Annotated in this window: 18 protein-coding genes, 10 tRNA genes and 1 riboswitch; of the genes, 25 read left to right on the top strand and 3 right to left on the bottom strand. The window is 42.8% G+C overall.

Features of this window, described 5'->3' with window-relative positions:
* Window positions 1–23 precede the first annotated feature (23 nt).
* The 12 genes from HFA01_RS17405 (at window position 24) to HFA01_RS17350 (ending at window position 3,592) form a co-directional block, all read left to right on the top strand.
* Window positions 24–99, top strand: a tRNA-Phe gene (locus tag HFA01_RS17405).
* A 4-nt stretch (window positions 100–103) separates the two neighbouring features.
* A tRNA-Thr gene (locus HFA01_RS17400) sits at window positions 104–179 on the top strand.
* Between the two features lie 18 nt (window positions 180–197).
* Window positions 198–283: transfer RNA gene (locus tag HFA01_RS17395), tRNA-Tyr, on the top strand.
* An 18-nt stretch (window positions 284–301) separates the two neighbouring features.
* Window positions 302–372 (top strand) — tRNA-Trp (locus tag HFA01_RS17390).
* Window positions 373–385: 13 nt separating this feature from the next.
* A tRNA-His gene (locus HFA01_RS17385) sits at window positions 386–461 on the top strand.
* Window positions 462–488: 27 nt separating this feature from the next.
* A tRNA-Gln gene (locus HFA01_RS17380) sits at window positions 489–563 on the top strand.
* 8 nt (window positions 564–571) lie between these two features.
* Window positions 572–646, top strand: a tRNA-Gly gene (locus tag HFA01_RS17375).
* 58 nt (window positions 647–704) lie between these two features.
* Window positions 705–778, top strand: a tRNA-Cys gene (locus HFA01_RS17370).
* 9 nt (window positions 779–787) lie between these two features.
* Window positions 788–869, top strand: a tRNA-Leu gene (locus HFA01_RS17365).
* A gap of 345 nt (window positions 870–1,214) precedes the next feature.
* A complete protein-coding gene (locus HFA01_RS17360; protein ID WP_146818611.1) occupies window positions 1,215–1,874 on the top strand; it encodes a hypothetical protein in 660 nt (219 codons plus the stop codon).
* Between the two features lie 267 nt (window positions 1,875–2,141).
* Complete coding sequence (locus HFA01_RS17355) at window positions 2,142–3,035, top strand: hypothetical protein (protein WP_146818609.1); 894 nt, start codon at window positions 2,142–2,144, stop codon at window positions 3,033–3,035.
* 128 nt (window positions 3,036–3,163) lie between these two features.
* Window positions 3,164–3,592 carry a DUF559 domain-containing protein gene (locus HFA01_RS17350; RefSeq protein WP_167506268.1) on the top strand — a complete coding sequence of 143 codons (429 nt, stop codon included), beginning with the start codon at window positions 3,164–3,166 and terminating at the stop codon, window positions 3,590–3,592.
* A gap of 41 nt (window positions 3,593–3,633) precedes the next feature.
* Here the strand turns inward: HFA01_RS17350 and ade are convergent, their stop codons facing one another.
* The gene (gene ade / locus HFA01_RS17345; RefSeq protein WP_146818604.1) at window positions 3,634–5,367 is read right to left on the bottom strand and encodes an adenine deaminase; all 1,734 of its coding nucleotides are present in this window, start codon (window positions 5,365–5,367) and stop codon (window positions 3,634–3,636) included.
* Window positions 5,368–5,418: 51 nt separating this feature from the next.
* Window positions 5,419–5,520: riboswitch (purine riboswitch) on the bottom strand.
* A gap of 136 nt (window positions 5,521–5,656) precedes the next feature.
* Here ade and HFA01_RS17340 point away from each other — a divergent pair.
* From HFA01_RS17340 to HFA01_RS17295, 10 genes are all read left to right on the top strand, one after another.
* Window positions 5,657–6,829: a TraB/GumN family protein gene (locus HFA01_RS17340; RefSeq protein ID WP_146818602.1), complete on the top strand. Its 1,173-nt coding sequence runs from the start codon at window positions 5,657–5,659 to the stop codon at window positions 6,827–6,829.
* Between the two features lie 139 nt (window positions 6,830–6,968).
* Complete coding sequence (locus HFA01_RS17335; RefSeq protein ID WP_146818600.1) at window positions 6,969–7,493, top strand: hypothetical protein; 525 nt, start codon at window positions 6,969–6,971, stop codon at window positions 7,491–7,493.
* 242 nt (window positions 7,494–7,735) lie between these two features.
* Entirely contained in the window at window positions 7,736–8,188 is a 453-nt protein-coding gene (locus HFA01_RS17330; protein WP_146818598.1) for a hypothetical protein, read from the top strand.
* Between the two features lie 934 nt (window positions 8,189–9,122).
* Window positions 9,123–9,196 (top strand) — tRNA-Gly (locus HFA01_RS17325).
* 131 nt (window positions 9,197–9,327) lie between these two features.
* Window positions 9,328–11,037, top strand: coding sequence for an ABC-ATPase domain-containing protein (locus HFA01_RS17320; protein WP_146818596.1), 1,710 nt, complete (start codon window positions 9,328–9,330; stop codon window positions 11,035–11,037).
* Window positions 11,038–11,054: 17 nt separating this feature from the next.
* A complete protein-coding gene (gene queG / locus HFA01_RS17315; protein ID WP_146818594.1) occupies window positions 11,055–12,188 on the top strand; it encodes a tRNA epoxyqueuosine(34) reductase QueG in 1,134 nt (377 codons plus the stop codon).
* Window positions 12,189–12,260: 72 nt separating this feature from the next.
* Window positions 12,261–12,809, top strand: a complete 549-nt coding sequence (locus tag HFA01_RS17310; protein ID WP_146818592.1) for a methylated-DNA--[protein]-cysteine S-methyltransferase — start codon at window positions 12,261–12,263, stop codon at window positions 12,807–12,809.
* 85 nt (window positions 12,810–12,894) lie between these two features.
* On the top strand, window positions 12,895–13,764 hold the full coding sequence (locus tag HFA01_RS17305; protein WP_146818590.1) for an amidase domain-containing protein: 870 nt from the start codon (window positions 12,895–12,897) through the stop codon (window positions 13,762–13,764).
* 51 nt (window positions 13,765–13,815) lie between these two features.
* Window positions 13,816–14,292, top strand: coding sequence for a tRNA (uridine(34)/cytosine(34)/5-carboxymethylaminomethyluridine(34)-2'-O)-methyltransferase TrmL (gene trmL / locus HFA01_RS17300; protein WP_146818587.1), 477 nt, complete (start codon window positions 13,816–13,818; stop codon window positions 14,290–14,292).
* A 434-nt stretch (window positions 14,293–14,726) separates the two neighbouring features.
* Complete coding sequence (locus HFA01_RS17295) at window positions 14,727–14,981, top strand: hypothetical protein (RefSeq protein ID WP_146818585.1); 255 nt, start codon at window positions 14,727–14,729, stop codon at window positions 14,979–14,981.
* 41 nt (window positions 14,982–15,022) lie between these two features.
* On the opposite strand, the gene lipA is transcribed toward HFA01_RS17295, so the two are convergent.
* Together lipA and lipM are read right to left on the bottom strand one after the other, a co-directional pair.
* Window positions 15,023–15,967 (bottom strand): lipoyl synthase, encoded by a 945-nt coding sequence (lipA, locus tag HFA01_RS17290; RefSeq protein ID WP_146818584.1) that lies wholly within the window; start codon window positions 15,965–15,967, stop codon window positions 15,023–15,025.
* A 19-nt stretch (window positions 15,968–15,986) separates the two neighbouring features.
* Window positions 15,987–16,802 carry an octanoyltransferase LipM gene (lipM, locus tag HFA01_RS17285; protein WP_281290524.1) on the bottom strand — a complete coding sequence of 272 codons (816 nt, stop codon included), beginning with the start codon at window positions 16,800–16,802 and terminating at the stop codon, window positions 15,987–15,989.
* 197 nt (window positions 16,803–16,999) lie between these two features.
* Here lipM and HFA01_RS17280 point away from each other — a divergent pair, with 197 nt between their 5' ends.
* The 3 genes from HFA01_RS17280 (at window position 17,000) to ppx (ending at window position 21,188) form a co-directional block, all read left to right on the top strand.
* A complete protein-coding gene (locus HFA01_RS17280; RefSeq protein WP_146818582.1) occupies window positions 17,000–17,179 on the top strand; it encodes a hypothetical protein in 180 nt (59 codons plus the stop codon).
* 493 nt (window positions 17,180–17,672) lie between these two features.
* On the top strand, window positions 17,673–19,568 hold the full coding sequence (locus HFA01_RS17275) for a PrkA family serine protein kinase (RefSeq protein WP_146818580.1): 1,896 nt from the start codon (window positions 17,673–17,675) through the stop codon (window positions 19,566–19,568).
* Between the two features lie 84 nt (window positions 19,569–19,652).
* A complete protein-coding gene (gene ppx / locus HFA01_RS17270; protein ID WP_146818578.1) occupies window positions 19,653–21,188 on the top strand; it encodes an exopolyphosphatase in 1,536 nt (511 codons plus the stop codon).
* Window positions 21,189–21,326: the final 138 nt, after the last annotated feature.

The raw sequence follows: 21,326 nt of genomic DNA, 5'->3' as shown, positions 1-21,326 counted from the left end.
TTTAATTACTAAATACATAGTTTGGCTCGGTAGCTCAGTCGGTAGAGCAACGGACTGAAAATCCGTGTGTCGGCGGTTCGATTCCGTCCCGAGCCACCATTTAGCCGGCCTAGCTCAACTGGCAGAGCAACTGATTTGTAATCAGTAGGTTGGGGGTTCAAGTCCTCTGGCCGGCACCATCTGAAAGTTTTCAGCGTGGAGGGATAGCGAAGTTGGCCAAACGCGGCGGACTGTAAATCCGCTCCCATCGGGTTCGTAGGTTCGAGTCCTACTCCCTCCACCATTTATATTTCAATCAAATAGGGGTATAGTTTAATGGTAAAACTACGGTCTCCAAAACCGTCAATGTGGGTTCGATTCCTACTACCCCTGCTTTTCAATTATGGCGGTTGTGGCGAAGTGGTTAACGCACCGGATTGTGGTTCCGGCATTCGTGGGTTCGATTCCCATCAGCCGCCCCATTTATTACATTAAAGATTGTCCTATATTGGCCCATAGCCAAGCGGTAAGGCAACGGTTTTTGGTACCGTCATGCGCTGGTTCGAATCCAGCTGGGCCAGCCACTTTAATTGCGGGAGTAGTTCAGTGGTAGAACACCACCTTGCCAAGGTGGGGGTCGCGGGTTCGAATCCCGTCTCCCGCTCCAAAAAAATCACATATTCTTTCTTATTTGAATATGATACAATCGTAATTGAACGTGATATGGCGGCATAGCCAAGCGGTAAGGCAGAGGACTGCAACTCCTTTATCACCGGTTCGATTCCGGTTGCCGCCTCCATAGTCACATGCCGGTGTGGCGGAATTGGCAGACGCGCACGACTCAAAATCGTGTTCCTCACGGAGTGCCGGTTCGACCCCGGCCACCGGTACTAACTAGACAACTATAATGTTGTAAAAAAGCTTCGCACTAATTAGTGCGAAGCTTTTTTGTACACTCACACTCTACAAAATATACACGAATAACGTGCTGATTTAGCGTGCCATGAGCAAAAAACGTCGGAAGATATTTTCATAAGATAAATTAATACTTGCAACTGGAATTACGTGTTGAACATCAGATTAAAAGTAGTGGTTTAAGCTTTCAAGAAAAAGCCTCACTGGACGAACTTATTTTCTATATAAAAAAATAGTAAATAAACGGTCACAAAAATTGTCGAATGATCTAACTACTATAGCGGTGATTTTGAAAACGGTTAAAAAGGAGGTGAATAGAATTGTTAGGACGTGTCATTCTATCTCTTGTGGCTTGTCTCTCTTTTCTTATTGGACTTCCAGAGCAGGTAGGGGCAAATCAAAGCAATAGTGATGGAAAACAAGCATCAATACCTGATGAGAATTTGAATAAGGGAAAGAAAAATGAACAATCACCCACTGGTGAAAAGCTCCAAAATAGCTCAAGCGAAGTTGTAAGCGAACAGGGTATAAAGGAAGACTCTCCTCAAACGACTCGTGCATCTGATCGTTCTAAGGAAGTAAAGTCAAAAGATCACAGAAAAACTAAAACCAATAAAAATGCGGATCGCTCTATGAAAAAAGGCAATTCGCAGGCAGGCAAGAATAGGGAGTTTAAGAGAAATGACTTCAAGGGTAAATCATCTGGCCCACCCATCTCTTCGCCTCAAAAACATAAGAAACCAAAAACGCATGTACATAATAAAAAAGTAAAAGAGAAGATGAAGCAAGAGGAACACAAATCTTCGGTGGTGGATTCCTCTGAATTAGATAAGATATCAGTTAAGGGCACATCTTCAAAAGAAAATGAAAAAGCCCTAGATAACAGAAAGACGGACGTGAAAAGAGATCATTCGGTTAAAAATATCTTACTGGATTTGCCAGCGCCAGTTGAAGATCCTACTGGAAAAAAGCCGATGTGAAATGAAGGAGTCCTCCAGCAGAGTTCTTTATCGGTGCACGGAAAAACAGGAAAAGATCGGACGCAGGGCGATTCCACATATCAATGGTTATTGGGCGATTTATACATATTCGTTTCTGAATCGGCTGGGAACCATACGGAATTGGTTTTAAGACACCACAGATTGCGTACCCAGTGGATGAATGCGCCCCCAGGGGAACCACCTAAAAGAGCTTCTTTATTTTTTATAACACTTACAAATACCTAAAAATAAAGGAGCGAATCAATCATGAACTTTATCAACAAATCTATGATCGTAAAATCTATGATTACAGCAGGTGTACTTTCAGTCGGAATATTTGCAGGTGGTACGGTTACTGAAGCCGCAAAAGATGAGAAAGGAAAACCTGATCATGTGATTGAAATGCAAGAAACAAAGAAACAGAAAGAACAATCTGATGTTAAGGAAACGTCTACTAAGAAAGCACAGTCTAAAGCGAGTGAGAAGGCTAGTGACAAAGCTCACGAAAATGCTGCTTCAAAATCTGCCGTCCACGCTTCTGAAGAAGAAAGTAACGTTCTTCCTGATTCTACTGATGAGAGAGTAGAAGAGAAAGAAGAAACTGCCCCAATGGTAGCGGACAAAACAGATGAAGAGCAAACATCTTCAGAAGTAGAAGAAGAGACTGATAAAGACATGTCACGTTCTATGGCTAGCGAGCGAGCAAGTGAAACAGCAAAAGAAAACGCATCGCCTAATTCTGCTGTCCATGGTCCTAAAGAAAAGAAACAAAGTGATTCTAATGAAGAAGAAGTGGAAGAGAACACAGAGGATCAAGATACAAACGAAGAATCTGAATCAGATGATACTTCTGTAGTTAAAGAAGACGGCACCAAAGAGGAAGAGGGAACCACTTCAGAAGAGACGGAAACATCTAAAGAAGAAGAGGAGCCTAAAGAACAAAAGGATCAAGACGAAGAACATGCTGTAGAAATGAAATTTGAAGCAATGGCACGTTTAAAAGCTAGTGAACAAGCGAAGTTGAATGCTTCCGAAAACTCTGCTGTTCAAGTAGTCGTATCTGAAGAGGAAGCTGGTTCTGAAGAGGAAGCTGATTCTGAAGAAGATACTGATTCAGACGAAACCGTTGAAATTGATATCCGAAAAGTATTTGAAGAATAAAAGTGTTAAGAAGCTGAAGGCTCTCCTTCAGCTTCTTTTTTTCTGTCACACTTGACTCTTCTTAAAACTGAAAGGTCCGATGAATAAGAACAGGGGGCATTTGGATAGAATGGTAGTGGGTGATGAATATGAACATAACCATGTTTATCGAGTATGCAGCTTTTATGACCTTATTGATCCTTGCTATTGTACTGACACTACGAGTCAGAAATGAGGAGCAGCCAGAGGAAATGGGAGCGGATGGAATCAGTTCAAATTTAGGCCGGAGATTATATGAAGGGTTTCTTGCTTATGGTTTAAAGCCTACGTTGCGTTATCAGGTGGAAAAGTACACGGTTGATGTCGCTTTTCCAGAATTGAAAATTGCCGTAGAAGCTGTAGAACACGACTTTCTCATTACTTCCGATGTGTGGGAAGATGAATGGGAAAAAGAATCTTATCTTAAGAATCATGGCTGGACTGTCATGAGGTTCAGTGGTGCGAGAATCGATGAAGATCTTTCCCGAATTGTCGAAAAAGTAAGTAGAGAGATGACGGGTAAGTCCAATTCCAGTTAACCAAAAGGAAGAAGCCAGGCGATTGCCTGGCTTCTTCCTTTTTAAATAGATACAGAGATGTGTTTTGCTTCTTTTGTGCTATAAAGGCCTTTATCCGTAAGCTTGAGGCTTGGGATGACTGGTAACGTCAGGAACGACAGGGTGAGAAATGGATTGAAGTCATTGGTAAAGCCAAGGGTAGACAGATCTTTGTGAATGCCTGCTAATTGATGAGCTACATCCTCGTACCCTTGATCGGACATTAAGCCAGCGATTGGTAGGGGCAAAGAGGAGAGGGGGGTTCCTGCATGAAATAAGGTCATTCCTCCGCCAATTTCCCTTAAGTGATGGATTGCTTTGATGATATCTTCATCGTTGGTGCCTAGGGCTACGATATTGTGAGAGTCGTGAGCAATGGTTGTTGCAATCGCTCCTTTTTTAAGTCCCATCCCTTTCACAATCCCAAGACCGATATTCCCCGTCTGGTGGTGTCTCTCTATGACGACCAACTTTAATTGGTCTTTGCTAACAGAAGATTGAAAGGTTCCTGATTCCACCTCAACTTTTTCAATAAGGTGATCTGTTCGAATTTGGTTTTTGTTTATTTTTATGATGTTTCCTTTTTGAGAGTCCTTGATTGTAATACGCAATTGTTCTTTTGCAAGGTTTGGAATATGAACACTGTTTGTGATTTTTTGAGAACTTGGAGACGAAGATTGTAAATCCTTTACTAATGTTCCTTGGGAAGCCACTCTTTTTCCTCTCTTAAAAACTTGTGTCACTTCCAGTGCATGTAAGTCTTCAAAAAATAAGAAGTCCGCCATGTAGCCTGGCGCAATCGCTCCCTTATGATGTAGTCCATAGCATTCGGCCGCGTTTAATGTGGCCATTTGGATAGCGGTAATCGGGTCAAAACCCTGGGCTGTTGTTAAACGGATGTGATGATCAATGCTTCCTTCATTTATGAGATCATCGATGTGCTTATCATCTGTACAGAAGTGACAACGCCTGGCGTTCTTTTCGTTCACTATAGGCAAAAGGGCGTGCAGGTCTTTGGCAGCGGAACCTTCACGGATACTCACATACATGCCTCGCTGAAGGCGTGCCAGTGCTTCTTCTGGTGTATTACATTCATGATCGGTTTGGACGCCTGCACTCGTATATAGATTGACCGCATCTTCATTCAAACCGGCAAGGTGTCCGTCGACATGGCCACCCGCTTCTTTCGTTTGTGCAATTTTTTTCAATAATCGAGGATCAGCGTTTTGGAGGGATGAATAATCCATCACTTCTCCGAGCCCCAGCACTTGTAAGTCATTTAGAAAGGGTCGAAGGTCATCGGCCTGTAATTCAGCCCCGGATGTTTCAAAAGGGGTGGCGGGAACACTCGATGGAAGCATAAAATGAAAATCCATGGGAAGGCCTTTAGCGTCATTCAGCATAAACTGGATCCCTTCTTTTCCAAGGACGTTCCCGATTTCATGAGGATCTGTAATAACCGTGGTCACACCGTGGGGGATGACAACTTTAGCGAATTCCGAAGGCGGGACCATGGATGATTCAATGTGTACATGAGAATCAATGAAAGAAGGTGCCATGTACTGGCCTTGGGCATCAATGACTTCTTTTCCTTCATACTCCCCTAAACCTGCAATATAGCCATCGACAACCGCTACATCTTTATGAATAATTTCCCCATTAAAAACGTCGACGATTTGCGCATTCTTAATGACTACATCGGCGGGACATTCTTTATTGGCTACCTTTATTTTTTTCGTAAGTGCTTCAATCTTCATTTTCTACTCCTCCTCTTTTTAAAGCCTTCGCGTGTGCAGATATTAAGAGAAGGATAAGAATATCCCTCTCGTAGTCAAACCATTTACGGTGGTTCGGTAGAGACATTTGGACCTTATTTCCAAATTTATACGCAAGGTGGATTGGTTTATATAATTATAGGAGATTCTATCCTTCCTCAAGGTGCTTGTCAATGACATGTTTTTAGTCGAAAGCATTCTCATTTGGGCTCATCTAGTTTAATATGAGAGGGGAGAGCAAATAAACGGAAAGCAAAAAAGGAAGGTTCAGATGTCTGCATTGGAAGAAAACATTACGAGAATTCATATAGATGATAAGGAATACGTTCTTGTGGGCACCGCTCACGTTTCAAAAGCAAGTGCTGAACAAGTCAAAGCGGTTATCGAAGAAGAACGACCGGACTCGGTGTGTGTCGAACTTGATGAACAAAGATTTCAGTCCATCCAAGATGGTGACCGTTGGAAGAACACAGATATTTTTGAAGTCATTAAGAACAAAAAAGCGACTTTGCTGCTCGTCAACTTAGCGATTTCCTCTTTTCAACGTCGAATGGCCAAGCAGTTTGGTATTCAAGCGGGTCAGGAAATGATCCAGGGAATAGAATCAGCTGAAGAAGTCGGAGCAGAGCTTGTGCTAGCTGATCGAAATATCCAGATTACTTTTTCAAGGATATGGGGCAACATCGGCTTCGGAGGAAAGATGAAGCTGTTATTGTCCATCTTTTATGGCATCTTCAGTAACGATAAAATCTCTGAAGAAGAATTGGAAAAGATGAAATCTCAAGATATGCTGGATGGAATGCTCCAGGATTTGACAGATAACTTTCCGAAGTTGAAGAAACCACTCATTGATGAGCGGGACCAATACCTTGCACAGAAAATTAAAGATGCCCCAGGAGAAAAGATCGTCGCAATCCTTGGAGCAGCTCATGTACCTGGAATCAAGGAAGAAATCCATAAAGAACACGATTTGAAGAAGCTGAAACAAAGGCCCCCGAAATCAAAGGTGCCGAAAATCATTGGGTGGAGTATCCCGGTATTGATTGTATCCATCATTCTCTACACTTTCTTTTCGAATCCGGCTGCGGGTACACAACAAACCATAAGCTGGGTGCTTTGGAACGGATCTTTTTCCGCATTAGGAGCAGCCGCAGCCCTTGCGCATCCTTTGGCCATTGTGTCTGCATTTATCATGGCTCCGATTACTTCATTGAATCCTTTGATTGCAGCAGGCTGGTTTGCAGGAATTGTACAAGCCTACTTCCGTCGTCCAAATGTAGCGGACTTTGAAACATTGTCTGACGATGTAACAAGTGTCAAAGGATTTTGGAACAATAAAGTGACTCGAATCCTTCTTGTTGTTGTACTTGCGAATATCGGAAGTTCGTTAGGGACATTCATCGGCGGTGCAGATGTCATTCGGTTATTTTTAGAAAACCTATAAATTGAGTCAAGAAGAGAAGCTTAAAGATAGCTTCTCTTTTTTTATTTACTGTTATTTCATGGAATGTTACAATTACGTTACAATGAAGTGTCGGAAAATATAAAATTATAGAAAAATCAGATAGAGAAAGGGATGGAAAATGAGTAAGTTTGTAAAAGGAACTTCCATTCTTGGTGTCCTAGCACTAGGGTTTGGAGTGTGGCAACTAACGGAAGTCGATCAACAAGAGAGTGTGAAGGTCCAAGCCCTGCCAAGTGATGATCGGCAATCCTACGAAACGGTGATTATAGATCAAGCAGAGCCTGAAGAAATGGAAGCGGTAGTGAAAGAAGAACTTGTTGATACCAGAACAATCAGATCTATTCGGAATAGTATGGATGACAATGAAGAAATGAAACAATTGATCGATGGTCTTGGACGGGGCGTAGAGGGTGACTTAGGAGAACATCACATCGATACAGATGAAGAATGGAAGGAAGTAGAGGAAGACACCAAAGAAAAGCAAGTGATGATTAAAAAGCTGATAAAGATGACCAGTCATGAAGATTTAAAACAACTAGCCTCCACAGCTCTCAAGAAACTTGAGCAAACGATTCAAAGTCGCCAGTTTACTTATTACAAAGAAGCGGTAGAATCATTTAGAGCTCTTTCTGAGCGTCTGTAATAACGAACGGAGAAGGATGCCCCTCTTATTTAAAATATAGATGAGGAGTGGGTGTCCTTTTATTTGTATTCTTTATCTAAAAATGTAGAAAAAGGGAGGGTTTGTCGAATGAATCAGCCCTTCGGAACCCCACCCCCTTTTTCGTTATGGTAAAAATTGTTTATTTTTCTCATTTTATGTTTTTACATACAAGGTAAAGGGGATGAGTAGAATGAACAAATTATTAAGGAGGTCACTCATACATGTCCACTCATCTAAAAGAAAGATTGGGTACGGAAGAGTTAAGTCATTTGAAGACGGCGGCAATTCTTGAGTTTACGGAAGAGGTATTTGAATCAGATCAATACCGTTTGTTAGAGGTCATCGATTCTGACCAACAACAACTGTTTATTGTGAATCGTAATGATCGGACGTTAACGGTGCTCAGCCTTTCCCAGGACATGGCTTTGAAAAAAGAAACCTTGTTTACAGATCGTATTATTTCTATGAAAGAATACTTTGAAGACTACAGTTTGTCTGAAAACACTCCTCCACGTAAGATCGAAATCACCTTTATGGAGGGACGTACACTTTTGATTGAACCAGAAAACTCTAAAGAACAAAACAAAGATTACAAACGGGACGATGTTCGTAGGCAAGTTGATGAAGACTTTGAACATTTAATCGCTGCATTGAAGAGTACGGTGATTTTATAAAAGGAAAATAGATTTATATATTCAGGAAACCGAGGTGCTGCATCTCGGTTTCTTTTTACGTTGAAGAAAAGGATAAGGAAGGATGGCATTCGTAGTATTTGCTTATTTTTAAATGTTGATGTCTGCATCGTATAAAAATAAGATTACGAGGAACCATAAGGGAAAGCTTCTTCTCACTATCTCTTAAAAAATAGTTCACTCACTCAAATTGCTCTATTGTTTACAGCAACATGTTTAGCAGAACCACAGCTAAAATGCTTGTTGGGGGTGAAACCTATGGATTCCACTACGTTAGTTGATCTCTTCAAACTGTTCATCGACTCTATCCACCTCATCGCTTTTCTAGTGTTCTCCATGATCTATGTGTATCAGTCTAAGAAAAGTTGAAACACTAAAGATCGTTGATACGGTTTTGGGAGAGGTATGAATCTTTAATGGTTAACTTTTCTGGAAGGTGTATTTGGAAACTTTAGGCTTTGTGTAGAGTGGGAGGCGGAGCGAGTCATTCCTCTGCGCCCATTCCACATACCAAAGCTTCATGGATAAGGGAGATTACCGGGAAGAACGAGCTAGGGTTTAGAAACAGCCTTTTATTGGAATCCTATATGAAAACCTATATATTAAACTGTTAAAGTAAAGGTGAAGTTAATTTTCGACAAAAAATCGTAAATTTCATGTTGCGTCGCTAGATTTCGAATGTTATGATTACAAATGTAAACGATAAGAGTTGTCCGAACAACTCGGATGAGGAATGAACCTCAACAATGATTTTAATTTATGCGGGTATAGTTTAATGGTAAAACCTCAGCCACGAGCTGAGCTTCAACCGAATAAGCTACGAGTTGCCCCGACGGATCTTCCTTCCTTGAATAACCAAGAAGAGGAAGGGGCATGATTGGACCTGAGCAAAACAAGAATAATGATTTTAATTTACGCGGGTGTAGTTTAATGGTAAAACCTCAGCCTTCCAAGCTGATGACGAGGGTTCGATTCCCTTCACCCGCTCCAATGCTATTATTTTATACTTATGTGAACCAACGCAGTGTTTCGTTAAATGGGTAACGAAGCATTGCGTTTTTTATTGATGAAAATTGGATAAACCCTATAATAGACCTATTCGTTTGAGGGAGGAATCCATGATGAAAAAATTGCAGCAGCATTTGAAACAAATCGATGGTAAAAGCTACAAGGCTTATAAACAAATTCAAGGAACGTATTCATTCGAGAGATATGACTTGATGATTGACTATGTTCAAGGAGACCCTTTTGCGGCTCCTTCTAAAATACGCATCCGTATTCCGAATTCTGAACGGGAAACTTCTCTAGAGTGGAAAAAAGATGCGCGCAGGAAATACTATGCAGAGGACAGGATTACGAGAGCAGTTGCGAAAACCATTAATAAGACTCAAACCAGTGTGAAAGGTTCAGGGAAAAGTGGTATGATTGCGATCGATCAACCAGGACAGGAAATTTTGGAACGGACGTCGGTTTCTTTAAACGCCGAGGATGTGACCGTTTGTCTAACGGTAGGCCTGCCGGCTAATGGTAGACAGATCAATGGGAAACAAGCCGAAAAGCTTTTCTTTTCCATTCTTCCAGAAATCATGAACCAGTCTGTTTTTGCTATAAAAGATAAAGAAATTGATTCGGTATGCCAACTCGCAGATCAACATGAAACAATCCTTGCTGAAATGAAGAAAAATGGTTGGATCTCATTTGTGGCTGATGGTTCCATTCTTCCGCGAGAGAGCGGCATCAGCCAGAGACCGATGCGGGAGGCTGTACCGTTTGAAAGCCCTGAGACAAACCGGGTAGCGATTGATCTTCCTCACAGAGAAGAGCCTATTACAGGAATGGCATTGAAGCGTGGAATTGTGTTAATCGTTGGCGGTGGTTATCATGGTAAAAGTACCCTGTTGAACGCGATGGAGCGTGGCGTGTATCCTCATGTAGAAGGGGATGGGCGTGAATATGTGCTGACCGATCCTTCTGCAGTAAAAGTAAGAGCGGAAGATGGACGTCAAGTATCGACAGTGGACATTTCTCCATTTATTAAAAACCTTCCCCATGGAACAGATACGACAAGATTCTCAACGGAAAATGCCAGTGGCAGTACCTCACAAGCCGCGAACGTAGTGGAAGCTTTAGAAGCAGGGGCATCCAGTCTTCTGATTGATGAAGATACGAGTGCTACGAACTTTATGATTCGAGATGAGCGCATGCAGGAGCTTGTTGTGAAAGAGAAAGAGCCGATTACCCCTTTCATTGATAAAATTAAACAGATGCGCGATGAATTGGAAGTCTCTACAATTCTTGTTATGGGTGGTTCTGGGGATTACTTTCAAGTTGCTGATGAGGTCATCATGATGGATCAGTATATTCCTCATAATGTTACGGAAAAAGCGAAACAAATCGCAAGTAAGTACCCAAATGGCCGCATGGAATCGGATGATGATGCTTTTGGAGCTGTGCCGAAACGTTCCTTCTTACCTCAAAGCTTACAAACTCGTAAAGGAAAGAAAGAAAAGGTCCAGGCCAAAGGAATGCATAAAATTTTAATGGGGCCTGAAGACATCGCGCTCAATCATGTGGAACAGCTTGTAGATGCATCTCAGACAAGGATGATTGCTGATATCCTGCTTCATTTAGATAAAAAAGGCGTGCTGAAGCGTGGAAATTCTCTTCATGAACTACTGGATACGATTGAACATCAATTGGATCAAGAAGGGCTCGCTTCCTTTGCCCCGTTCAAAGACCAGCATCCAGGAGAGCTGGCTAGACCGAGACGTTTTGAAATTGCAGCTACACTGAACCGGATCCGGACAGCGAAAGTGAAAGATTTAAGATAGAAGGGAGGTGCGTCAGGGTGGATTTTCATCAATTCAAAGAGGAAGTCATTGCATATAGTAAAGAAATTGGAATTGATAAAATCGGGTTTGCTTCTGCCGATGTTTTTGGTGAGTTAAAAGCGCGACTGAAACGTCAGCAGGAACTTGGTTATCAGTCCGGCTTTGAAAAAGGGTCTGTGCAAGAGAGGACGGAGCCCGGTCGGCTGCTTCCCGGTGCTCAATCCATCATTTCTATCGCCCTGGCTTATCCTTCAAAAATGCACGATGCCCCTAAAAGTAAAAAAGGCGAGCGGCGTGGGATCTTCTGCCGAGCTTCCTGGGGACAGGATTATCATGATGTTCTTCGTGATCGCCTCCACCGTTTGGGAGCCTTCATACAAGAAAAATTCCCAGAGGTGGAATTGAAGTCCATGGTCGATACGGGAGAGCTTTCAGACCGCGCGGTAGCTGAGCGGGCGGGCATCGGTTTTAGTGGGAAAAATTGTGCCGTGATCACTCCTGAATTTGGTTCATATGTATATCTTGGAGAGCTGGTAACGAACATCCCCTTTGCCCCGGATGAACCGGTCGATGACAGTTGCGGAGACTGCAACATTTGTGTTGATGCGTGCCCGACGGATGCACTCGTCCAGGGCGGTCAATTGAATGCTAATCGATGCATTGCGTTTTTAACTCAGACGAAAGGATTCCTTCCGGATGAGTTCCGCACGAAAATCGGAAACCGATTATATGGCTGTGATACGTGCCAGACCGTTTGCCCTAAAAACCGGAAGAAGGATTTTCATAATCATGAAGAATTTGAACCAGATCCGGAAATCGTCAAACCTAAGTTGACCCCACTGTTATCCATTTCAAACCGTCAATTCAAAGAGAAGTTCGGTTTTATTTCAGGGTCATGGCGTGGGAAGAAACCGATTCAAAGAAACGCGATTCTCGCTCTTGCGCATTATCGTGACGAGACGGCAATCGATGAGTTGATTCGATTAATGAAGGAAGACCCACGACCTGTCATTCGTGGAACAGCAGCCTGGGGGCTTGGGAAGATTGGCAAACCGGAATGTTTTGCAGCCATCGAAGAAGCGATGGGAAAAGAAGAGGATGAACAAGTGCTTTATGAAATGGAAAAGGGCGTCCAATTTCAAGAACAGTAACCAAATGTACCTTTTCAATATAAGAAAGCTCTTGTATAATAGAAAAAAATGTTAAAGAAGAAGGGGTTGAATATGAACCATCAATCGTTCTTATACTATGACACATTCGAAACTCCTTTGGGCCCAATGACTGTTCTAGCGAATGATGAAGGCGTCTGCCGAATTGACTACGGTCATTATGAAGACCGGCTCACTACCTATCAATCTTGGAAAAAGAAGCATTTCCTCAAAGGCGAACTGGTGTATGACCCCGAACACAAATATGTAGCACAAACGAAAAAAGAACTTTCCGATTACTTTGCAGGACATCGCAACGAATTTCACGTGCCTTTGAACTGCTACGGCACTGATTTTCAACGACAAGTATGGAGGACGCTTCTCCATCATGTCCCTTACGGGGAAACCAGATCATATAAGGATATCGCCTCTTCCATGCATGCTCCAAAAGCAATCCGAGCAGTAGGAGGAGCGGTGAACCAAAACCCCTTTTCCATCATTGTCCCTTGTCATAGGATTATTGGAAGTAACGGCAAGTTAGTCGGTTATGCCGGCGGTTTAGATAAAAAGCAGAAACTATTGGAATTTGAAAAAGAGCATCAAACGATTAAACAAAATCAATAAAGCAGGCTCCAATTTAATGGGGGCTGCTTTTTTGATGTTCATGTCCTTCTTTGATTTTCATAAGATGTAAAAGGAGGGGAGAGGCATGAGTCATACATATCAACTGCAAGTTTACTGGGAAAGAATCATGGATCGTCTGTTCGAACAGGAAGATCACCAATGGTTAAGAAAAAAAATAGACGGTATTGAGGAACGCGGGCAGCGCCTGCAGCGCCTGACGTTTAACATACATCCATATCACCGCGTCGCTTATGAGAATCAAACGCACGTTCAGTATCTTTTAACTTTATCACTTCTTATCAAGTCAGGACGATATGATTTCTTAGAAGAAGGTCATTATCATGGCAATGCACGGTTCATGGGAGAAGAGTTATTGGACCATAAAGTGATGACAGAGAGGCTTGAAGGAAACCAGATTTCCAAGCCTCTCCCTATGGATTTCACAACGGATCAAGATCGAGAACACTCAAGATTCACTTATAACCGCAGAGAAGCTGTTCGATATGCTGATCGTTGGTGGGACAGTTACAATCCAGCCTATAGAAGTTTTGATGTCGATTGTACGAATTATGTATCCCAGTGTATACGGGCAGGTGGAGCGACACCATGGGGAGCACCGAACCGTACAAGAGGCTGGTGGTATGGAAGTGGAAATTGGAGCTATAGCTGGACGGTTGCGCATGCACTCCGGTGGTATTTGGGAGGAGCGAGAAAAGGGCTCACAGCAACAGAGGTTTCTTCTGCCGAGCAACTTTCACCAGGTGATGTCATTTGCTATGATTTTCAGGGGGATGGAAGGTTTGATCACAACACCTTCGTCGTCAAAAAAGACGCCAATGGCATGCCGCTTGTGAATGCTCACACATCCAACAGCCGGCACCGCTATTGGGCGTATGAAGATTCTACAGCCTACACTCCTGATATTCAGTACAAATTTTATAAAATCGACGGGTGAAGAGTATGGTATAATAGCCTAGTTGACTAAGATTAGACTGAGGTGAAACGCATGCCTAACCATATTGTACTCTTTCAACCGGAAATCCCGGCAAATACGGGCAATATCGCCCGCACATGTCTTGCTACAAATTCGGAACTGCACCTGATTCGTCCCCTCGGTTTCTCGACAGACGACAAAATGGTCCGCCGTGCAGGGTTGGATTATTGGCATAAGGTCAATGTGAATTATTATGATTCCATCCAACAACTTTATGATGCATTTCCTGAAGGGGAATTTTACTATATTGAGAATTTCGGCACGAAGTCTTATGTGGATTTTGACTTCAGTGATGTGGAGCAGGATTTGTTATTCGTTTTCGGACGTGAAAGTGACGGGATTCCTAAAGACCTGTTAGAAGGGTTGGAGGACCGTTGTTTGAGAATACCCATGACTGACCAGGTGAGATCATTGAACTTGTCTAATACGGCTTCCATCATTCTTTTTGAAGCACTGAGACAACAAGGTCACCCGAATTTAATCAAATGAAGCGGAAAGGCGGCCGATCGTGGTCGTCTTTTTCTTTGAACAGCAAATCTGACACCAATCCTGACGTTCTGTGTACCTGGTACCTTAAAGGGCCAACCCCTACAAATCAAACACAAAAAAACGCATCCATATCGGATGCGTTTTAAGGGCTTATTTTTTTGGCGTACCTGGTTTTGTATCATATCCGGCACTAAAAATAGCGGTAAGATATGCGACACAGACAAGAATAATCAATGTAAGATTCATGAGTGATCCTCCTTTATGTAGCCAGACAAGCATGATTAATTATATTATACCCTAATTATCTGGGGATGTGAATTGTTTGTCCAGTTAAAATTATCCTTTGCTTGATGACACTTGCCTATACGTCAGGGCGGGCGTTTACATAGAGTGAAGGGTAGGTGAATAACCAAGGATGGATTGGAGGAGCATGAATGAACCATTACCAATATTATTACAATCCGTACCAAATTGAAGAGGATTTCCGCGATGAAGATGAACGTTTCTTCTTTTTAGGGCCTTTTGCTGGCGGACTGCTCGGTGGTTTCCTGGGTGGAGCTCTTGCGCCAGGTTTTTATGGAGGATTTGGACCCCCGCCTCCGCCACCACCTTACTACGGTGGAGGACCCGGATACGGTGGACCAGGATATGGGTATAACCGACCTCCTTATTACGGAGGACCATGGTAAAATAAAAGCCCCTCATGATTGATTTCATGAGGGGTCATTTTTTAGAAGTTTGTTGTATCGAGTTCTTTTCCTTGGGATTCGTATCCTTGCATATACTTGATCCGGCGCTGGGCAGATGTAGCGTTTACCTGCTCATCCGCGTGATAAGAAGAACGGACCATAGGACCTGCTTCGCAATGTTTGAATCCTTTTTCCAGTGCGATCTTTTTCAACTCTTCAAATTCATCCGGGTGATAGTAACGCTCGACGTTCAAATGCTTTTTCGTCGGCTGTAGATACTGACCGATTGTCATGATATCCACGTTATGGGCAAGAAGGTCGTCCATCGCTTCAACGATTTCTTCTTTCGTTTCACCTAAGCCGACCATGATGCTTGATTTAGTCGGAGTATTCGGGCGTATCTCTTTCACACGCTTCAACAATTCCAAAGAACGATCGTACATCGCGCGGGCACGGACTTTTTTCGTCAGGCGTCTTACCGTTTCGATGTTATGGTTGAAGATATCGGGTTCTCCATCCATAAGTGTGTGGAGGCTTTCATAATCCCCTTTCATATCAGAAGGGAGGATTTCAACGGTACATCCAGGGACACGACGGCGGATTGCTTTTACTGTTTCCGCGAAGACGGCTGCACCACCATCTTTCAAATCGTCACGTGCTACAGCCGTCACGACCACGTGTTTAAGGCCCATGATTTCCACAGAATCAGCAACACGTTCCGGCTCGCCCCAGTCTAGTTCGTTAGGGAGACCTGTTTTAACTGCGCAGAAACGGCACCCTCGTGTACAAGTATCTCCAAGAATCATGAAAGTCGCCGTTTTTCTTTCACTCCAGCATTCGTGAATGTTTGGACAACGAGCTTCTTCACATACAGTATTGAGTTTTTTTTCACGCATCAGCTTTTTCAAGCCTGTGTAGGATTTGTTCGTATTGATTTTAATCTTCAGCCATTCTGGTTTTCTTATGTACTCTTGATCTTTGGCCAATTTGTTCACTCCTTATTCGTTAGCGAGCGTAGTTCCACTCGTCGGTCTCATAACGGTCTTCGGCAATCTTTCTGACTTCGCTCCATTGTGCATCTGTCAGTGTAAAAGGCTCTAGCTTAATCCCCAGTCCTTTTTCAAACCCATCTTTAAAAGCGCTTTTAGTCTCAGTAAAGGTTACTGGTTGTTCGACAATCTGATTGATGGCTACGGCTTTGTCTCCAAAGGCTTTTCGAGCGCGTTCTTTAATGCGTTCATTTTTATAGATAAACATATCAAATAGTTTAACATCATCAACATCAATGGGGATGGATCCATGTTGAAGGATAATTCCTTTTTTTCTTGTCTGTGCGCTTCCCGCTGCTTTTTTACCTTCAACAATCAGTTCATACCAGGAAGGTTCTTCAAAGCATACAGCGGATCCTGCGACATCTAACTTTCCATCCGGAACAGCGAATTCTGCTTGGATGCCAAGGTTTGTGAATCCCTCAAGCAAACCTTTGGATAGAACAAGATAGGCTTCTTTCACAGAGTCCGGCATATCGGGGTGATCTTCTGACACAATTACACTATATGTGAGTTCATTGTCATGTAGGACAGCTCGTCCTCCCGTTTGACGGCGAACAAGTTCATACCCATGCTTCTGAACTCCCTCTAAATCAATCTTTCCTTTGACTTTTTGAAAGTATCCTACAGATAATCCAGCAGGCTCCCATCCATAAAAACGGAGTACAGGAGGAATGTCTCCATTGCGGTGCCAATTCATTAAGGCTTCATCCAATGCCATGTTCATAGCAGGGGAGCAATGACCTGAATCGACAAAGTACCATGTTTCCATTTGCAGTCCTTCTTTCTTTTGTGTAGCAAGCACTTTATCCTATTAAAATATTCGTAACAATTCTAACAAGGGGATATCATCGTGTCAAAATTTACTAATCAAGGGATCACGCATTCTTTAGGACTACTTGCTCATTGCGAAAAAATGGACATACAATCCGGGTCTATTGATTTATAATAAAGGAAGGAGGGATGATTGTGAGCCAAACGTTGATTTCCAGCATCCTTTTCTTAATCAGTGCGGCCATTTGGGCATTATTAGCTATATTTTATGATGATTTTCGCTGGCTCAATTTGTTTCTATTCGTTGCTTTTTTGATTATGGGATTGTCTAAAAGGCGCAGGTATATTCAAGAAAAGGATTACGAAGAGGACTGACTTCCATGTTAGTCCTCTTTTTTCTGTCATGAATGGACGAGAGAGGCCATAGGGTGGATAAGAGGGCATTTCCCTCAATTCTAAGTTGTCTTTCAATCACGTTTTTTTATTGGAAAAGTTATGTTCCTCAGGCAGCCGCAGTCAATGAGCAGGATTTGTACGTATTTATTCAGTTGTAGCGGCCAGACACTCGAGACATAAGTCAACCGCCTCCGTGGTGGAAGAACACACCACTGCGCCGTTTGTCTTATGCTTGTCGTGTCTAACCAGGCCGCCTCCACATTTCTCGTTTTGTGTCCAGCTCCGGCATCCAGCCGCTCGAGACATAAGTCAACCGCTTCCGTGGTGAAAGAACGCACCACTGCACCGTTTGTCTTATGCTTGTCGCGTCTACCAGGATGCCTCCGCATTTCGTATTCATTTACACATGTTTTACAGTAGCCAGGCATAGGATGTATTAAAATTCGTCTCTTACGACGGGGGAGGTCGCGAAGTGGACATTTTAAAGAAAATACAAGACCACCGGGAACAAGAAGAAGAACTGAAATGGGAAGGTACATTCTCAGAATATTTGGAATTGCTGAAAGAGCGTCCGTATTTAGCTCAATCCGCCCATTCCCGCGTTTACAATATGATTAAAAGTGCGGGAGTAGCAGAAGAGCACGATCATAAGCGTTACAAGTTTTTCGATGAGGATATCTATGGCTTGGATGAGGCCATGGAGAAGCTTGTAGAAGAATATTTCCACCCTGCAGCAAGAAGACTGGATGTTAGAAAACGTATCCTTTTATTGATGGGACCTGTCAGTGGTGGTAAGTCAACGCTTGTTAATCTACTTAAACGTGGGATGGAGAAATACACGCATACGGATGAAGGGGCTGTCTTTGCGATCAAGGGTTGTCCGATGCACGAGGACCCTTTACATCTTGTTCCGAACCATCTGCGTAAAGATTTTCAGGAAGAGTACGGAATTCGGATTGAGGGCAGTCTATCTCCATTAAATACCATGAGAGTGGAAACAGAGTATGGGGGAAGGATTGAAGACGTTTTAGTTGAACGTATCTTTTTCTCAGAGGATAAGCGTACAGGCATTGGAACGTTCAGCCCTTCTGATCCTAAGTCCCAGGATATTGCAGACTTGACGGGTTCCATCGACTTTTCTACGATTGCTCAATATGGTTCCGAATCAGATCCTAGAGCCTATCGTTTTGACGGTGAATTGAACAAAGCGAACCGTGGGATTATGGAGTTCCAGGAAATGCTGAAGTGTGATGAGAAATTTTTATGGCACTTGCTCAGCTTAACGCAGGAAGGAAACTTCAAGGCTGGACGTTTTGCCCTCATCTCGGCAGATGAGCTGATCATCGCCCATACGAACGAAGCGGAATATCGTTCTTTCATAGCCAATAAGAAAAATGAGGCCTTGCATTCCCGGATGATTGTCATGCCTGTTCCTTATAACTTGAAAGTAAGTCAGGAAGAACGTATCTATGAAAAGATGATTCGCGAAAGTGATATCAGGGATGTTCACATTGCCCCGCATACGCTGAGGGTCGCTGCGATGTTTACGATTTTGACTCGCCTGAAAGAGTCTAAGAAAGCGTCTATCGATGTATTAAAGAAAATGCGTCTGTATGATGGTGAGATTTTAGAAGGGTTCAGCGATGTTGATGTGGAGGAGTTGAAAAAAGAGCACGCGGATGAAGGCATGAGCGGCATTGACCCTCGTTATGTCATTAACCGCATCTCCTCTACGATCATTAAGAAAGAGTTGACGTCGATCAATGCACTGGATGTTCTCCGTTCGTTGAAAGATGGTCTCGGAAGCCACGCTTCCATCTCCAGCGAAGATAAAGAACGTTATCTTGACTTCATTTCCCTTGCTAGAAAAGAGTACGACGAAATTGCGAAGAAAGAAGTACAGAAAGCTTTTGTCTACTCCTATGAAGAGTCTGCGGTCACTTTAATGGATAACTACTTGGATAATGTAGAGGCGTACTGTAATAAAGCCAAGCTTAGAGATCCGCTGACAGGAGAAGAATTGAATCCGGATGAGCGCCTCATGCGTTCCATAGAAGAACAGATCGGTGTATCAGAAAACGCGAAGAAAGCGTTCCGTGAAGAAATCTTAATCCGCATCTCCGCTTATGCTCGTAAAGGCAAGAAGTTCGATTATCAGTCTCATGAGCGGTTACGCGAAGCGATTCAGAAGAAGTTATTCGCAGACCTCAAAGATGTTGTGAAAATCACGACTTCTACGAAGACGCCGGATGAGCAGCAACTTAAGAAGATCAATGAAGTTGTCGCGACTCTTATCGATGAACACGGATATAACTCAAGCTCTGCCAATGAATTATTGAAGTATGTCGGTAGCTTACTGAATAGATAATAACAAACACCCAACCGCTCTCTTATTATATTAAGAGGGCGGTTTCTTGTGGTATAATGGCAAAAAATGAAGTGTGGTGAGACGATGGCCAAAAGTTATTACGCAATTATTGATGTCGGATCGAACACAATGCGTCTAGTCATTTATTTGAGGGAAAAAGGTGGACGTCTTCGGGAAGTGGAAAATGTGAAAGCCGTTGCCAGATTGAGGAATCACCTCATGGACGATGGCCTTTTATCAACGGAAGGTATCCAAATCCTTTTAAGCACATTAAAAAGCTTTAAAGAAGTCGCAGAGTCTTACCCTTTAGAGGAAATGGTCTGTGTAGCGACCGCTACCATCAGACAAGCACAAAATCAAGCTGAAATCATTCACCAGGTATCCGAACATACAGGATTCGATATGCGCATCCTTTCTGATCAGGAGGAAGCTTATTATGGTTATTTGGCTGTGGTCAATTCGACTCCTGTGACAGAAGGAATTACTGTCGACATCGGTGGAGGAAGTACGGAAGTTACATATTTTAAGGACAGGGAATTGATCGAATCCCATAGTTTCCCATTCGGAGCGTTAACACTTAAACAAGATTTCTTTAAAAAGGACCTTCCTACAGAGGAAGAGATGTCCGACCTTCGTCAATATTTGGTTGAACAATTTCAATCTCTTCCTTGGCTCAAGAAAAAGAACGTTCCTTTGATCGGAATTGGGGGTGGCGCACGTAACCTCGTCCAAATCGATCAGAACTTGAAAGAATACCCGCTTGCAGGTCTCCATCAATATAAAATGAAGGACAGTGACCTCGCTTTTATCAAGAACTATCTTTTCACCTTGAATATGAAAAAGTTACAGAAGGTTGAAGGGTTATCGAAGGACCGTGCGGACATCATCCTTCCCGCAACTGAAGTCTTCCATTCTTTATATGATACGGCCCATGCTTCAGGTTTCATCTTAAGCAGAAAAGGATTGCGTGATGGTGTCTTTTTCGAACAGTTAACGAGTGATATGGGAACAGCCTTATTTCCAAATGTGTTAGAGGAGAGCATCCAGGAACTCATCAGTGATTATGAGCTGAATGTGAAACACATCCAGCATGTTCAGCACCTTGCCCATGATTTGTTCCATCAGCTCCATGATCGTGGGATCGGCTCTCTTAGGAAAAGGGACTGGCAGGAAGTGAAAAGAGCGAGCTATGTCTTCAATCTTGGTGAATATATTGATAATGAATCAAGCTCTCAGCATACTTTTTATCTACTTGCTAACCGTACGATTGATGGACTCATGCATATGGAGAGACTACGGATGGCATTGATGGCCTCTTTTAAAAACAAGACGGTTTTCAAGCAATTTCTTGATCCATACAAAGAGTGGTTTTTGAAAGATGAACGGAAAAAAATCCGCCTTCTCGGTTCGATGCTGAAGTTTTGTTATAGTCTGGACAGCACTCGCAGGCAAACAGTGGAAAAACTGGAGCTATCCAATGATGGGGAGGACCTCCGTGTTACACTCTATTGTAACGGTGCTTACATGCCTGAAGAATATCAAGCAGAAAAGCAGAAAAAACATTTGGAAAAGTCCTTGAAGAAGACTATTGAGCTCTTTTTTGTGAAAAATAAAAAGTAGTCCGTCCCGGGCTGCTTTTTTTGGCATTCTTTTTTCTCATCTAAGCTTTCGACATATTTAATCATTTTTTTACAAAAAGTTAACTTTGCCTTTAAATGTGGAATATAGTGATGTACTAAGCTGAATGTGAATACATGT

Source organism: Halobacillus faecis (genome assembly GCF_007991335.1).
GTDB classification, from domain to species: domain Bacteria; phylum Bacillota; class Bacilli; order Bacillales; family Halobacillaceae; genus Halobacillus; species Halobacillus faecis.
Note: the sequence above shows the minus strand (reverse complement) of the source record. Positions and strands in the feature narration are given on the sequence as shown.

Excerpts from the sequence above, each read along its gene's own strand:
- lipM (WP_281290524.1), bottom strand. The coding sequence starts at position 16,802 with ATGGAAACATGGTACTTTGTCGATTCAGGTCATTGCTCCCCTGCTATG.
- ppx (WP_146818578.1), top strand. The coding sequence starts at position 19,653 with ATGGCCAAAAGTTATTACGCAATTATTGATGTCGGATCGAACACAATG.
- HFA01_RS17320 (WP_146818596.1), top strand. The coding sequence starts at position 9,328 with ATGAAAAAATTGCAGCAGCATTTGAAACAAATCGATGGTAAAAGCTAC.
- HFA01_RS17355 (WP_146818609.1), top strand. The coding sequence starts at position 2,142 with ATGAACTTTATCAACAAATCTATGATCGTAAAATCTATGATTACAGCA.
- ade (WP_146818604.1), bottom strand. The coding sequence starts at position 5,367 with ATGAAGATTGAAGCACTTACGAAAAAAATAAAGGTAGCCAATAAAGAA.
- HFA01_RS17305 (WP_146818590.1), top strand. The coding sequence starts at position 12,895 with ATGAGTCATACATATCAACTGCAAGTTTACTGGGAAAGAATCATGGAT.
- HFA01_RS17310 (WP_146818592.1), top strand. The coding sequence starts at position 12,261 with ATGAACCATCAATCGTTCTTATACTATGACACATTCGAAACTCCTTTG.
- HFA01_RS17340 (WP_146818602.1), top strand. The coding sequence starts at position 5,657 with ATGTCTGCATTGGAAGAAAACATTACGAGAATTCATATAGATGATAAG.
- HFA01_RS17295 (WP_146818585.1), top strand. The coding sequence starts at position 14,727 with ATGAACCATTACCAATATTATTACAATCCGTACCAAATTGAAGAGGAT.
- HFA01_RS17335 (WP_146818600.1), top strand. The coding sequence starts at position 6,969 with ATGAGTAAGTTTGTAAAAGGAACTTCCATTCTTGGTGTCCTAGCACTA.
- trmL (WP_146818587.1), top strand. The coding sequence starts at position 13,816 with ATGCCTAACCATATTGTACTCTTTCAACCGGAAATCCCGGCAAATACG.
- HFA01_RS17350 (WP_167506268.1), top strand. The coding sequence starts at position 3,164 with ATGAACATAACCATGTTTATCGAGTATGCAGCTTTTATGACCTTATTG.
- HFA01_RS17330 (WP_146818598.1), top strand. The coding sequence starts at position 7,736 with ATGTCCACTCATCTAAAAGAAAGATTGGGTACGGAAGAGTTAAGTCAT.